10 protein-coding genes and 3 riboswitches are annotated in these 14251 nt (G+C 70.9%); of the genes, 3 read left to right on the forward strand and 7 right to left on the reverse strand.

Translation table 11 applies throughout. The features are described from left to right. Positions 1-37 precede the first annotated feature (37 nt). On the reverse strand, positions 38-3304 hold the full coding sequence (locus ACIQ7Q_RS27515) for a DNRLRE domain-containing protein (RefSeq protein WP_403867565.1): 3267 nt from the start codon (positions 3302-3304) through the stop codon (positions 38-40). Between the two features lie 288 nt (positions 3305-3592). On the opposite strand from ACIQ7Q_RS27515, the gene ACIQ7Q_RS27520 reads away from it, so the two are divergent. Next, a complete protein-coding gene (locus tag ACIQ7Q_RS27520; RefSeq protein ID WP_403867568.1) occupies positions 3593-4750 on the forward strand; it encodes a low temperature requirement protein A in 1158 nt (385 codons plus the stop codon). Positions 4751-5036: 286 nt separating this feature from the next. Here the strand turns inward: ACIQ7Q_RS27520 and ACIQ7Q_RS27525 are convergent, their stop codons facing one another. The 5 genes from ACIQ7Q_RS27525 to ACIQ7Q_RS27545 are packed head-to-tail and all read right to left on the reverse strand — an operon-like array spanning position 5037 to position 9688. Then, the gene (locus tag ACIQ7Q_RS27525; RefSeq protein WP_403867571.1) at positions 5037-5597 is read right to left on the reverse strand and encodes a hypothetical protein; all 561 of its coding nucleotides are present in this window, start codon (positions 5595-5597) and stop codon (positions 5037-5039) included. Next, positions 5594-6313: a (2Fe-2S)-binding protein gene (locus ACIQ7Q_RS27530; RefSeq protein ID WP_403867574.1), complete on the reverse strand. Its 720-nt coding sequence runs from the start codon at positions 6311-6313 to the stop codon at positions 5594-5596. The genes ACIQ7Q_RS27525 and ACIQ7Q_RS27530 overlap by 4 nt, the downstream gene beginning before the upstream one ends. Continuing rightward, positions 6307-7377, reverse strand: coding sequence for an ABC transporter ATP-binding protein (locus ACIQ7Q_RS27535; RefSeq protein WP_403867577.1), 1071 nt, complete (start codon positions 7375-7377; stop codon positions 6307-6309). The genes ACIQ7Q_RS27530 and ACIQ7Q_RS27535 overlap by 7 nt, the downstream gene beginning before the upstream one ends. Further along, positions 7374-8456: a FecCD family ABC transporter permease gene (locus tag ACIQ7Q_RS27540; RefSeq protein WP_403867580.1), complete on the reverse strand. Its 1083-nt coding sequence runs from the start codon at positions 8454-8456 to the stop codon at positions 7374-7376. Before ACIQ7Q_RS27540 ends, ACIQ7Q_RS27535 begins: the two co-directional genes overlap by 4 nt. Continuing rightward, on the reverse strand, positions 8453-9688 hold the full coding sequence (locus tag ACIQ7Q_RS27545; RefSeq protein ID WP_403867584.1) for an ABC transporter substrate-binding protein: 1236 nt from the start codon (positions 9686-9688) through the stop codon (positions 8453-8455). Before ACIQ7Q_RS27545 ends, ACIQ7Q_RS27540 begins: the two co-directional genes overlap by 4 nt. 228 nt (positions 9689-9916) lie before the next feature. Then, positions 9917-10101, reverse strand: a riboswitch (cobalamin riboswitch). Between the two features lie 316 nt (positions 10102-10417). On the opposite strand from ACIQ7Q_RS27545, the gene ACIQ7Q_RS27550 reads away from it, so the two are divergent. Then, complete coding sequence (locus tag ACIQ7Q_RS27550) at positions 10418-10738, forward strand: hypothetical protein (RefSeq protein ID WP_403867587.1); 321 nt, start codon at positions 10418-10420, stop codon at positions 10736-10738. Positions 10739-10790: 52 nt separating this feature from the next. Beyond that, a riboswitch (cobalamin riboswitch) is annotated at positions 10791-10915 on the forward strand. Between the two features lie 74 nt (positions 10916-10989). Next, positions 10990-11382, forward strand: a complete 393-nt coding sequence (locus tag ACIQ7Q_RS27555; RefSeq protein WP_403867749.1) for a (2Fe-2S) ferredoxin domain-containing protein — start codon at positions 10990-10992, stop codon at positions 11380-11382. A 135-nt stretch (positions 11383-11517) separates the two neighbouring features. Here the strand turns inward: ACIQ7Q_RS27555 and metE are convergent, their stop codons facing one another. Beyond that, positions 11518-13836: a 5-methyltetrahydropteroyltriglutamate--homocysteine S-methyltransferase gene (gene metE / locus ACIQ7Q_RS27560; RefSeq protein WP_403867590.1), complete on the reverse strand. Its 2319-nt coding sequence runs from the start codon at positions 13834-13836 to the stop codon at positions 11518-11520. 187 nt (positions 13837-14023) lie between these two features. Further along, positions 14024-14177: riboswitch (cobalamin riboswitch) on the reverse strand. Positions 14178-14251 lie beyond the last annotated feature (74 nt).

Below are 14251 nucleotides of genomic sequence, written 5' to 3' on the forward strand. Positions count from 1 at the left end.
TCCCGCGGTATGGCCGACTCAGACGGAATGTCCCCGGTCAGTCGCCGATGACGATGATGAACGGGTCATGACTCAGGATTCGGTCATTGTCGTACCAGGCGCCGAGACGCCGCCCGGCTTCCTGATTCTCGTTCGAGTCGATGTAGCGGACGGAGAAGTCGTTGCGGTACGGCTCGCCCTCGTACTGGTAGCGCGCTGCCCCCTGATAACTGGAGGCGAAGGGGAATTCGTCGCAGTCGCGCTGCTCTCCGGCCGTGGGTTTACCCGGCACGGCGGCGTTGTTGCAGGTGGAGGAGACGACGGAGCGGTTGGCGTCGTAGCGTGCCTGCTCGGACGGTCCGAAGCCCGGCACGAGGCGGTGCAACGGGTTCACGGCACTCCCGCCGGGCAGCTTCTTGTCGCTCTTCGTCGGGTAGGTGCTGCCCGGGTCGTCGAGAGCGTCGCCGATGTGGTCCGCGACCGCGGCAACTCCGATGTACGGCTCCACGGGAGCGCCGGCGTCGGACGTGTCGCTCCGGTCGTAGCGCAGCGCTGGTGTGGCATCGGGGAAAACGGAACCCGCCTTGGCCCGTACGTTGTAGGCGGCGCTGTCGAAGCGGATCTCCCCCTGCTCGCCCTCGGAGGGGATGAGCTGGGAGTAGCCGGGGACCGTGAACTCGAGGACCGGCGTGAACAGGCCCGTGGCGATCTGATCGCCATGGGCGACATCGGGCAGCCTCGGTGCCAGCGACCACAGGTCGAACTTGGTGTCGCCGTTGTACTTCCACTGGCTGGGTGAATCACTGCGGCCCGTGTAGAGACCGGGCTGGCATGCGTCCTCGGCCGAGGGGGCGCCCGGAACACCGATGTCCCAGCTTCCCTCGCACTCCAGCTTCGCCTCCAACTTCGCGCCGACCTTGTTGAAGTCGCCGCTGGATATGAAGACATCCACGTTGAAGTCGAATTCGGCGAACCGGGTCAGCGGGCTGCCGTCCAAGCCGCCGATCTGGCCTCGACCGATAAGGGTGTTGGTCGAGATGAAGGTGCCGTGCAGATAACAGCCAGGGGGCCACAGGCCACACCTGATCGCCGGCATGACCGTCAAGGTCTCCTGACAGTAGGAGAACCGGTTCTTGATCCACCCGGCCGCGTTGTCGGAGTCGTCGGCGTTGTGGCACTCGTCGACGTCGGCGATGTATTCGTATGGATCCTGGCCGTTGTTCTCGGGCTTGCGGCCGCGGTTGAATCGCTGGCTGGGAACGGTGTACGTGCGCTCCCAGGCAGCCATGGTCCCGACGGTCGGCGCCGTTGTCGTGCCGGACGCCGCCGTCGACCCGGCAGGCTGCTCGGCGGACGGGCCGGTGCGGGGTTTGATGCCGAGCGCTTCCAGATTGCCGTCCCTGTTGAGGACTTGTTCGACCTGGGCGGGGTCGGCGATCAGCGCGGGATCGCTGATCGTGTAGGTGTCGCCGGGCTGAAGACTGCTGGGGACACCGGCGGCGGCGGTCTCCACGACGAACGAACGCCACGGGGACCAGCCCAGGTTGTAGTGGGTGCCGTCGTAGGCATTGGTGCGGAACTTGTACATCTTGCCGTCGACGAGCTGCCCGTCCGGGACCTGTACGGACGCCCACTCGCCGGGCGTGACGAAGCCGGAGACCAGCACACCGTCTCCGGCGGGCGTGGTGATCGGCGTGTTGGTATCCGCGTCGTAGACCTGGAAGCTGCCGCTGACCGTGTCGCCGTCCGCGTCCGCGAACTTGTCCCTGAGCGTCGGCGTGAGGGTGTTGACGGCCCACACACCGTTGTACATCTCGAACGGCGGACCGGCCTGCTGCGCCGTGCCGTCGGAGGGACGGTAGTTGTAGTTCACGGTCAGCTTCGGCTGGTTCGCCGTGGCGTTGCCGGAGTTGACGCGTTTCCAGGCGCTGGTGTCGTCGGTGGCCGCGCGCAGGCCCATGTAGCCGCGGGTCGCCTTCGCCGAGGCCCACGTCTGGACGAGGGTGTCGACATCGGCGTTGATCCACCCGTCGGGCTGGGTGGCGGTGCAACTGGGGTTGCCGCGGGTCTCGTCGGAGGAGTGGTACTGCTTGTTCCACGTGGGCTGGCTGGTCCACCGTGACGCGGTGGATGCCTGGGTGGTGTCCCAGACGGACCACGACTGGGTGGTGCAGTCGGTGTTGCCGGAGTGGAAGTTCCACAGCGCCAGGTTCGTGTCGATGATCAACGCGTCCTGGATGGGCGTGGTGTTCCAGTGGATGAAGGACCGGGCCACACGGGTCGTACCGTCCGCGTTGGTGGTGCCCGGATTGCCGAAGTCGAGCTCGGTGTCGGCGGACCAGTCGACCGTCTCGCCGCGCTGCACGTAGGTGTCGAACGTGGATGACAGGGCGGAGGTCGAGGGGTCGACCGTGACCGGGTACTGCGTTTCGGGGTCGGCGAGGAAGTCCGCACTCGGCGTGACGACCAGGTCGATACGGCCGGTGCCCTTGTTCACGACCTTCATGTCGACGCGGGCACGGCGGGTGTGCTCGCCGGACCGCTTGTCCACAGAGGCGTCCCACATGACCGGGGCGGGCATCGTCGCGCGCTGCTCACCGGTCTCGGCGTCGGTGAACGTCACCGACCCGTCCTTGTTCGCCTTGGCCTTCAGCCCCTTGGCCTTGACCGGCAGCGTGTAGGAATACGCACCGGAGGGCTTCTCGTCGATCTCCACGAACTGTTCGAAACCGGTCCGCGTGGCCTCGACGATGACGTCGGCGCCGGGCACGGCCTCCCGGTAGCGGGCGGTGCTGCCGTTCAGCTCCGGAGCGGGAAGACCGCCCTTCCACTGCAGCGTCACCGCCTGGTCTCCGGTGCCGAGGGTGACGAGATCGCGCGGGGCCGCGTCCTTGGCGGCGGCCAGGGAGCGCGACGCGGTGCCGCCCTTGCCCGCCATCCGCAGCCCGTGGGGGTGCTCTTTCGCCTTCACGGTTCCGTCGGCTGCCCTGGTCAGGGTGACGTCGACCTTGCGCCACTCGCCGGCCCGCCAGACCCGCTCGGGGCCGGAGGTCAGCTCGGTGGTGAGGGTGCCGTCGGGATTGGCCACGGTGTAGGAGGTGGCCGTCGTCTCGTCGGAGGCGACGACCTTCCTGCCGGTCTTCTTCGCCTGGATGACAGCCCAGGCCTTCGAGCCCTTCGGATGCTCGGCCGCCAGGGCCGGGTCCGGCCCCCCGTTCCCCTTCTTCGTAGGGGACTTGGCGGACGTCGCGGCTGCGGTGGCCGGCCCGTCCGGTGCTGCGACGGCCGTCTGGCCGGATATGAAGACGACTTCTGCCGCCAGCACCAAGGCTGACGCCAGAGCGATGCGCCCTCTGCGTCGTCGCGGGCGGGAACGCCCGGCTGTGTATCTGGACACGGATGTGTCATCCCTTCCGATCCTGCCGATCGGCAAGATCAAGAGGGAATCTAGGGCCGGGCTGTACACCGACTACGGGCGAAATCAGGGACTGGGCGTGATCATGAACACGGTTGCCCACATGAAGATGAGGCCTCGGTGAGGACTTCTCCACAGTTGCGATGATCTTGTGGTGATCACGTCAGATCGGCCTCGGGCGGCACGTTGAGGCGCAGCGTGCCCGAGTCACTCAGGCTGCGCCGGCCGGTGTCCCCCCTGGAGCTGTTCTACGACCTCGTCTTCGTCTTCGCCGTCTCGCAGCTCTCCCACCACCTGCTCGAGCACCAGGACTGGCGCGGAGCTGGAGAGACCGCGGTGCTGCTCGTCGCCGTGTTCGGCACCTGGGCCTACACCAGCTACCAGGCAACGCTGCTCGACGTCCACCGCACTGTCACGCGGTGGATGGTCGTCATCGTCATGGGCCTCGGCCTGTTCATGAACTCGGCGATCCCCCGCGCGTTCGACGACCGCGCCTGGCTCTTCGTCATCCCGCTGCTGCTCATCCTGTTCCTCGCGAGCGCGGTGACCGCTCTCGCCGGCCGTACCGACGCACTGCGCGAACACTTCCGCCGCACTTTGGTCTGGATCGCGGCATCCGCCCCGTTGTGGATCGTGGGCGCCGCGGTGGGCTCCGAGGCCCGCCTGTGGTGGTGGGCCGCCGCCGCCCTGGTCGACCTCACCGGAACCTGGCTCGCCCATCCCCTGCCCGGCCGCGCGCTCAGCGGCCAGGAACTGGCCTTCGATGCCGAGCACATGATCGAACGCCTCCGGCTGTTCTTCATCGTCCTCCTCGGCGAGACCGTCCTGACCGCCGGACGCGTGATGAGCGACGCCCCCCTCGACGCCCCCACCGTGTTCGCGACCGCCGGTGTCTTCGCGGCCCTGGTGTGCCTGTGGGCGGTCTACTTCGGCGGCGGCGAGGACGTCTTCCGCACGGCCGTCGAAACCACCACCGACCCCGTACGCTCAGTCCGCCTGGGCGTGAACAGCGCCTACGCCGTCCTGGCCGCCCTGGTCGCCCTCGCGGTCGGCAGCGAACTCGTCATCGCCCACCCCCTCGGCCACGGCTCCGTCACACTCGCCCTCCTCCTCTTCGGCGGCCCCGCGCTCTACCTCGCCGCCACCGGCTGGTTCTTCCGCACCACCGCCCACGGCGCCTGGACCGAACGCATCATCGCCTGCGCCGTCTGCATCATGGCCGGCACCGCGGCAGTCTGGCTGCCCCCACTCGCCTCCCTCGCCCTCCTCGACGTCATCCTCGTCATCACCGCCGTCGTCCTCGCACGTGCCCACCAGAGCCTCACCCGCTCCCTACAAGCCGCCACCGAAGCCTGATACCGCGGCATGACACGGCTCGGGCGCCCGTCGCGAGCCAGGTGCACAGGTCCGCGTGAAGGTTGCTTCGGTGGCATGGGCCACGCCGGTGATGAACGGTTGCCCGCAGACCGATGGCCCGCGTGATGCGCAGGCGCCGTCTGTTCGCGGTGGCTTCCCTGACGGACACAACGCGGCACTGGGCGAGGACGGGCGGCGGACCGTCGTGACGCTCGTATGACGCTGTTTCCGGCGTGCGCCATGTGGGCGCGTGACGGTTGCCCGGCCGCCAGGGGCGGAAGGGCTGTCAGCCGCCGTGCCGGAAGCCGCTGCCCGTGCGGTCCAGGGGATCGGGGGCGAGTCCGAGGAAGCGGTCGCGGAGGGCGTCCCACGCGGCGAGGCGGGTGAAGTCGGGGGTGTCGAGGATCTCCTGGCGGTCGGTGAGGAACGGGTTGGGCAGCAGGACGGTCATCATCTGCTCGTCGTGTCCGTTGAACAGGCGGATCCCCCAGCTGACGGGCGCGCCGTCGGAGCCGAGGCTGCGGTACAGCTCGGCGCGGGAACAGCGGCGGATGCGGCCGAGTTCGGGGCCGGAGGCGGTGTGTTCGCCGATGCACAGGTGGAAGTGCCAGGCACCGAAGTCGATGGTGGCGTAGCCGTCATTCATGGTGATGGCGGTCGGGGCGCTGGGGGCGCCGACCTCCCAGGCGGCGCCTTCGATGATCGGCCCGAAGTGGATGTGCTGCCAGTGGTCGGTGAAGACGGTGGTGATCAGGTCGAGGAGCGTGGCCTCGTCGACCGGGAGGGGCCAGACGTGCTGGGTGCCGCCGCCGGGAGTTTCGACGACGGCCGGTTCGGTGGTGGTCATGTGGTCTTCTCCTTGGTGTTGAGGACGCAGTCGCCGCAGGTGCCCGCGCCGGGCACGCGGTAGTACAGGCAGCAGTTGCGGCGTCGGAAGGTGAGCGGCCCGGCGGGGTCGGCGCGGTACGTGCCGGTTCCTGCCAGCGGTGGCCGGTCCAGCAGCGCGCGGACGAGCGGGACGACGGGGAGTGGGGTGTCCGGCCGCCGGGCGAGCAGGACGCGGTGGGCTCCGATCAGCGCCGAGGCGGCGTTGCCGTACAGGGTGTGCGGGGACACGCCGGACACGCGACGTACGGCGTCGGCCCAAGGGGTCAGATTCTCGACGATGACAGTGTGGTGCAGGGCCGGGTATGGGTTCTGCTCCAGCTCCCGCGGGTCGGGGAGCCACAGATCGAGGGGGCCGGAGGCCGGCAGGCGCCACCACAGCCGGCCGGGCCCCAGGTCGGGGATGCGGCCGGTGAACGCGGCGCAGGCCAGGGAGACCGACCAGAGCCGGGAGGCGGTGCCCAGGTGCAGGGTGGAGGCCGCCACTCTGGGCTGATCGGTGCCCAGCCGCCCGGAGACGGCTCCTACGCACTCCTCCAGCGTGTCCGGGTCTTCGTACAGGTCGGTCATCGGCCGGAAGCCCTCCGCTTCGGGGCGGGGACCGGTGGCCACCGTGAAGTAGGGGCCGATCGTGGAGATCCGTGCCAGGGTGTCGGGGGTGAGGGCGGCGGTCACCATGTGCGTACCGTCCGTGTCAGCTCGTGGAAGCCGTGTGCCTGGACAATTGGCCCGTCCGGTCCGGTGAGGGTGAGGCTGCCCACCCCATCCCAGCGCACACTCCCGTCGGCGGTCGGGTCGTCCGAGGCCGCGACGGCCAGCCCCTCGCGGGCGAGGGCGCGTTCGACGAGGGGGAGCACATCGGCCGGCGCGTCCACCGCCACCGCGGCGCGCGCGGTGCGGCGCAGTCCGAAGGTGCCGGTGATCGGGTCGAAGGCGAGATGGTCGGCGTCGAAGGCTGCGGCGACCGTGCCGCTGCGGATCAGGTCCTCGGGCGCCCCGGCGTGGACGTGGGAGGCGCGGTCGACGAGCCAGACCGCGTCGGCCACCCGCAGGGCCAGTTCCAGGTCGTGGGTGCTGACCACGACGGTCAGGCCCTTGTCCCGGGCCAGGTCGCGCAGCAGCACGGTGAGCGCCACCCGTGAGGGGACGTCGAGGAACGCGGTCGGCTCGTCCAGGAGAACGACCTCGGGCTCCTGGGCGAGGGCGCGGGCGGTCAGGACGCGCTGGCGCTCGCCGTCCGAGAGCTCGGCGGCCGGCCGGTCCGCCAGATGCCTCGCGCCCACCGCCTTCAGCGACCACTCGACGGCCGCGTGGTCCGCGGCCGTCAGGCGGCCGGTGAACCCGGTGTGCGGGTGACGGCCCAGCCCGGCCAGTTCCCGTACGGACAGCAGCCCGGCGTCCACCCGGTCGGTGAGCACGACCGCCAGCCGGCGGGCGAGCGCGGCCGGCGAGGTCTGCGCGAGGTCGGCACCCCCGATGCGGATTCGGCCCCCGAGGGGTGGCAGGAGCCCGCACAGGGTGCGCAGGAGCGTGGACTTGCCCGCGCCGTTGGGTCCGAGCAGGACGGTCAGCTCGCCGGCCCGCGCCTGGAGGTCGAGCCCCGACAGCACGGCATGTGCCGCTCCGCGCCGGTGCGACGACCGGGTGCGGTAGCCGACGGCGAGCCCCTGGGTTTCCAGGCCGCCGGGGCGGTCCGGTCCGTCGGTGGTGTCCGTGGCGGGTTCGGTCATCGTGTCGGTCACGAGGCCACTCCTTGTACGCCGCGACGGCTGCGGATCAGGAACGCGATGACGACGGGGGCGCCGAACAGCGAGGTGATGGCGTTCAGCGGCAGCACGGAGTCGGTGCCGGGCGGCTGGCTCAGCAGCGCGCACGCCAGCGCCAGGAACGCCCCGGCGAGCATGGACGCGGGGATCAGCGCCCGGTGGTCCGAGGTCCCGAGGGCCACCCGTGTCAGATGCGGCACCGCCAGGCCCAGGAAGGCGACCGGGCCGCAGAACGCGGTGGCCGCGCCGGCCAGGAGCGAGGTGCCGAACAGGGCAAGATCGCGGCAGCGCCGCACGTTCAGGCCCATGGTGCGGGCGTAGTCCTCGCCGAGCAGCAGGGCGTTGAGGCGCTTGGCGGTCAGCAGCGCGGTGAGCAGGCCGAGGCCGATGACGGGCAGCATCACCTGGAGGTCGGGCCAGGTCGTGGCGCTGAAGCTGCCCAGGCCCCACATCACGAACTGCTGGGCCCGTTCGGGCCGGGCGTAGACGAGCATCGCGCCGACCACCGCGGTGGCCGCCGAGCCGATCATGACGCCGATGACGAGCAGGGTGACGGCCGACCGGACCCATCGCGACAGGAGCAGGACGAGGGCCAGCACGGCGGCGGCGCCCATCGAGGCGGCCAGCACGACGCCCACCCGTCCCAGCCCGGCCAGGTCTCCGGTGAAGCTCCCGGCGACCCCGCCACTGCCGACGACCACGGCGGCGACACCCATGCTGGCGCCCGAACTCACGCCCAGGGAGAACGGGTCGGCCAGCGCGTTGCGGAACAGCGTCTGCATCTGCACGCCCGCCACCGCGAGGGCGGCGCCGACGACGGTGGCGGTCAGCGCGCGCGGCAGCCGTACCTGCTCGACGATCACGGACCAGCGCGGGTCCTCGGCTCCGCCGCCGAGAAGGACCCGCACCACCTCCGCGACCGGCACCCGGTGGGAGCCGGTCGCGATGGTGAGGACGAACAGCGCGGCGGTACCGGCCGTGAGAGTGAGGACGACGGCGAGGCGCCGCACCGTTCTCGGCGCGGTCGGCTCGGCGGTCACCTGCTGGTCCGTCACGCCTTGGGCACCGGCTGGTAGAAGGTGAAGTTGTGGCCCTTCGCCTGCTCCGGGTGCATCAGCGCGAACAGGTCGGCGAGGACCAGGTCCGGGCGCAGCACACCCCGTTCGAAGTAGTCGTTGCCGCCGCCGGGGCCGAGCGCCTTCTGGTTCGTCCAGACCGCGCCGGAGGTGACGGCCTTCAGCTCCCCGTACCGGCTGTCGGCCTTCACCGCGTCGGCGGTGGACTTCCACTGCTGGTCGGCGATCCAGACCGGGGCCTCGCCGCCCTTGGCGTACACGGCTTCGAAGTTCAGCTGGAGGTTGCCGGTACCCGCATCGCCGGCCCACGGGTAGGTGCCGCCCGCGTCCTTGATCAGCCGGGCCGCGTAGCTGCCCCCGGCGGGCATGTACCAGGTGCCCTGGTACATCGTGCCGGGCAGGATCTCGACGGGCTTGGCCGCCTCGACCACTCGCGCGCCCTTCTCGGCGACCTTCCGGTAGTCGGCCTCGATGGTGCCGAACAACTCGCCGGCGCGCTTCTCCGCCCCGGTGAGCGCGGCCATCGCCTTCACCCACTCGGCGCGGCCGAGCGGACTAGGCTCCAGCCACTCGGCGTTGGCGACCACCGCGACGCCCGCCTGGCGCAGCTTCGGGTACTGCGGGTCGTCGGTGCCCTGGGTCATCAGCACGTCCGGCTTGGCACCGATGACCGTCTCGGCGTTGAGGGTCTGGTCCTTGGCGTACTCGGTGACTTTCCCCGCCTTCACCCGCGCGATCACCTCTGCGGAGGAGATGTTCGCGGTGCTCGCGACTCCCGTCAGCACGTCCAGGGTGCCGGTCTCGGTGAGCAGCGGCACGTGGGTGGTGGAGGCCGAGTACAGGCTCTTGACGGGGACGGTGACCTGCTGGGCCGACGCCAGTTCACCCGTCAGCTTCGGCTTCGGCGCGCCGCACTTGACCAGGACGTACGACTCGGGCTTCCCCTTCGGGTAGGGCTCCTTGACGGTGAGGACCTGGTAGCTCTTCTCGTAGCGGAGCGTGAAGTTCTTGGCGTGCTTCACCTCCGACTTGACCGGGAAGTAGTCCTCGGCCGGGTCGAAGTTCTTGACGCAGCCCTGTCCCGCGGCCGTCGCCTTGGCATCGGCGGGCCGGCCGGAGTCGCCGCCGCACGCGGTGGAGGTGAGGGCGGCGGCGAGGACAGCCGCGGCGGCGGCCTGACGACGGCCGGGCATGGGGGACCGTACGGACACAGATGACTCCAGGTGGCGTGCGTGGCAGGGCGCACCGGCAGCGCGCGGCGCGCGATGCGGCGTAAGGGAGGGAACCCGCTGAGGGCGGAGGCCGTCAGAACCAGGGGTAGGGGGCTGACGCGTCAAGCGGTACGGACAGACTCCGACGGGCCATGGGCAGCACGAGGCTGCCACCACACCTGAGCAGGCACACGCGTGCCACCGCCTCTCCTGGGGAAATCCGCCCCGTACATCGAGGTGCGACGGCGTGAGTCTCCTGACTCGGGATCACGGCTTCTCCGGCCTTCCCACCCCGGACGGGGCGGTGGCCTCGGGTGGAGTCGCTCCCCCTACACAGTGGCGGTACCGTGCCGGAATCTCACCGGCTTCCTCGTTCCGCCGTCGCTTGTCGGACGGAAGCATGGCAGAGGGGGCCGTCGCTCCGCCAGACCCACCTCTGTGCGTTCAGCCACAGGACGCGGCCTGAGGTCCGCGCACGCCGCATGTTCGCCGCCGAATTCGTCTGCTACGAGGTCGAGTTGGCGTGGGCGGAACGGCTGTGGGTGGGCTTCGCGGACACGTTCGTGCCCGGCTGGTACGACTCCGGCACCGGCCGGATCGCCATCCTCCTCGGCCAGGGCGCCCTCTATCTGGCCGTTCCGCTCGGCCTGCTGTTCTACGTCCGGCACCGCATCGGAGCGAACACGTGGCGCCGGTTGCACCGCTTCGTCATCGTCGTCTATGTGCTGTGTGTGGCACACCCTGCTGTACGGCACCAACGTCTTGTACGGCGAGTGGCCGCGCACCGTGCTGTGGCTGCTGCAACTCCCGGTCGCCGCGTTGCTCTTGCTGCGCCTGCTGCGTCCCGCACGGCGGGCCGAGCGGCTGGGCGCACCCAGGCGGCGCGAGGGCGCGTCGTTGCCGGGCTGGGTGGTGCGGGCCGCCGGCCGGGTGGTCGCCGGGGCCGTCGTGGTGGGGCTCCTCATCGTGATGACATCCGGCCATGACGGCGGCCGGGAACGCCCGGCCGAGCCGCCCGCGACGAGCCCGCACGCTCATGAGCCCGAATGATCCGGGCAGTTGGCTGATGGGATGATGACCGGCGACAGGGCGACGACGGTCCGAGGAAGCCGGTGCGAATCCGGCGCGGTCCCGCCACTGTGATCGGTGAGCGGATCCCGAACGGGCCACTGCCCCGCGGAGGGCGGGAAGGCCGGGACGAGCTGCGAGCCGAGAGCCAGGAGACTCACGTCGTCGCCTCCTCGAAGGACACCGGAGCGGATTTCCCCGGAAGAGAGGGGTGTTTCGGCGTGTCCGAGACAATGGGCGGTGAGGCGTACGCCGTCGAGGTGCCGGCGCGACCGGTCGGCGGTGTGCCCTGCCGGGTCGTCGTGTGCCGGGACTGCTGCTGCGGCACCTCGAAGGTGACCGGCGTCGACCACGCCGCACAGACCGCGCGCCTGCGTGCCGAGGCTCCCGTACGTGTGTCCGCCTGCCTGGACGTGTGCGAGCAGGCAGGCGTGATCGTTGTGCGGCCCTCGTCCGCCGGGCGGGCGGCCGGAGCCCGGCCGGTGTGGCTGGGCCTGGTCAACGACCCGGACGCGACAGAGGACATCGCCGCCTGGGTGCGGGCGGGCGGCCCCGGCGTCGCGCCCCGTCCGGAGATCCTCGACCTGTACACCTTCACCCCGCCGCGCCGCCGCACGGCTTCCTGAGCACCGGCGAGCGCCACGGCTCACAGAGGCAGCGGGGCGATGCCGCGGTCGGGATGGCGCGGGCCGAGGAAGACGACGATGCGGCGGCCGGTGGGCCGGGACGTCCAAGACGTCCCGGCCCACCGGAACCTGCGGTCAGGAAGCGGACAGCTCGCCGCGGACCGTGCGGGCGGCGGCGACCAGGTTCTCCAGGGAGGCGCGGGTCTCGGGCCAGCCACGGGTCTTGAGACCGCAGTCGGGGTTGACCCACAGCCGCTCCGCCGGGATGGCCTTCAAGCCGGTGCGCAGCAGCGCGGCGGCTTCCTCGGTGCTCGGGACGCGCGGGGAGTGGATGTCGTACACCCCCGGGCCCGCCTCGCGGGGATAGCCGTGGGCGGCGAGTTCTCGGGCGACCTGCATGTGCGAGCGGGCGGCCTCCAGGCTGATGACGTCGGCGTCCAGGTCGTCGATGGCCCGGACGATGTCGCCGAACTCGGCGTAGCACATGTGGGTGTGGATCTGCGTGTCCGGGCGCACTCCGCTCGTGCTGAGCCGGAACGCTTCGGTCGCCCAGGCCAGGTAGGCAGGGTGGTCGGCGGAGCGCAGCGGCAGGGTCTCGCGCAGGGCGGGTTCGTCCACCTGGATGACGGATGTGCCGATGGCCTCGAGGTCGTTCACCTCGTCGCGCAGGGCGAGCGCGACCTGACGCGCCGTTTCGCCGAGCGGCTGGTCGTCGCGGACGAAGGACCAGGCGAGCATGGTGACCGGGCCGGTGAGCATGCCCTTGACCGGCTTCTCCGTGAGGGACTGGGCGTACGTCGTCCAGCGCACCGTCATCGCCTCGGGCCGGGAGATGTCGCCGGCCAGGATCGGCGGTCGGACGTAGCGGGTGCCGTAGGACTGGACCCAGCCGTGCTGGGTGGCCAGGTAACCGGTGAGCTGCTCGGCGAAGTACTGGACCATGTCGTTGCGTTCGGGCTCACCGTGCACCAGGACGTCCAGGCCGGTCTTCTCCTGGAAGACGATCACCTCCTGGATCTCGGCCTTGATGCGCTCCTCGTAGGCGGCCGTGTCGATGCGGCCCGCGCGCAGGTCGGCGCGGGCGGTGCGCAGTTCGCCGGTCTGCGGGAAGGAGCCGATGGTCGTGGTCGGCAGCAGGGGCAGCCCGAGGTGGTCGCGCTGGGCGGCGGCCCGCTCGGCGTACGGCTGGGAGCGGCGCGCGTCGGCGTCCGTCACGGCCTCGGCACGAGACCGGACGGCAGGGTCGCGGGTGATCGGCGAGGCGGCGCGGGAGGCGAGTTCGGCGCGGTTGGCGGCGAGTTCGGCGGCGATCGTGTCCGTGCCCCGGGCGAGGCCCTTGGCGAGCGTGACGACCTCGGCGGTCTTCTGCCGGGCGAAGGCCAGCCAGCGCAGGATCTGCGGCTCGATGTCTCGCTCCAGGGCCGTGTCGATCGGCACGTGGAGGAGGGAGCAGGAGGCGGACACGTCGACGCGGTCGGCGAGGCCCAGCAGGATGCCGAGCGTGGCGAGCGACTTCTCCAGGTCGTTGACCCAGACGTTGCGGCCGTTGACCACGCCTGCGACCAGGCGCTTGCCGGGCAGCCCGCCCACTGCGGCGAGCGCGTCGAGGTTCGCGGCGGCGGCCTCGGTGAAGTCCAGGGCAATCCCGTCGACCGGGGCCTTGGCCAGGACGGGAAGCGCGTCGCCGAGCCGGTCGAAGTACGAGGCGACGAGGAGCTTGGGCCGGTCGGTGAGGGCGCCGAGCTCGCGATAGGCGCGTGCGAGGGCGTTCAGTTCCGCCGGCGTGCGGTCCTGCACGAACGCCGGCTCGTCCAGCTGCACCCACTCGGCGCCGGCCGCGCGCAGATCGGCGACCACCTCGGCGTACACCGGCAGCAGGCGGTCCAGGAGAGTGAGCGGCTCGAAGTCCGCGGGCACGCCCGGGGCGGGCTTGGCGAGCAGGAGGTACGTGACGGGCCCGACCAGCACGGGCCGGGCGGTGTGACCCTGGGCGAGGGCCTCCTTCAGCTCGGCGACCTGCTTGCCGGAGTCGGCCGTGAAGACGGTGTCCGGGGCCAGCTCCGGCACCAGGTAGTGGTAGTTCGTGTCGAACCACTTGGTCATCTCCAGCGGCGCCACGTCCTGCGTACCGCGCGCCATCGCGAAGTAGCCGTCCAGCGCGTCCGCCTCGACGGCGGCACGGTGTCGCTCGGGGATCGCGCCCACCATGACGGTGGTGTCCAGGAGATGGTCGTAGTACGAGAAGTCACCGGTCGGGATGTCGTCGATACCGGCTGCGGCCAGCTGCTGCCAGTTCGTGCGACGGAGCTCGGCGGCGGTGGCGCGCAGGGCGTCGGCGGTGACGCGGCCCTTCCAGTAGCCCTCGATCGCCTTCTTCAGTTCCCGGTTCTGTCCCTGGCGGGGGTAGCCGTACACGGTGGCCCGTGCTGCCGCGGCTGTGGACTTCGCTGTCACGGAGATCTCCTTCGCGAGATGAATCCCTGAAATCCCGGGGACGGGACGAGAGCGCGAAGGGGTGACGAACCGGACGGATCCGACCTCGCGCGGCGAAGCGCGGTTGTCCGCCTGATACGTACGCCGACCCGCCCTCGAGGTCACCGGGATCTCCGCGCGCGGATTGGTCCGCGCGCGGGCAGGTGGCAGGTCTTCGGACTCGCGGGCACGCCCTCCGTGTCGGAGGACACCTACTGGCCGTCGCTTCCCAGGTCCCGTACGTCGGACCCAGTGCGTATGACGGCGGTCGTTCCCGCTCACCGCTGCGGGGCAGTCCCGGATTCCCACCGGGTTCCCTCTTACGACGCGTCCCGTCTGGCGGACGGGGGCGAACCAGCTGCACGGACCAGCCTACGGGCCGGGCCCTTGGTGCCGG

It is taken from the genome of Streptomyces sp. NPDC096176, assembly GCF_044763255.1.
GTDB lineage: Bacteria > Actinomycetota > Actinomycetes > Streptomycetales > Streptomycetaceae > Streptomyces.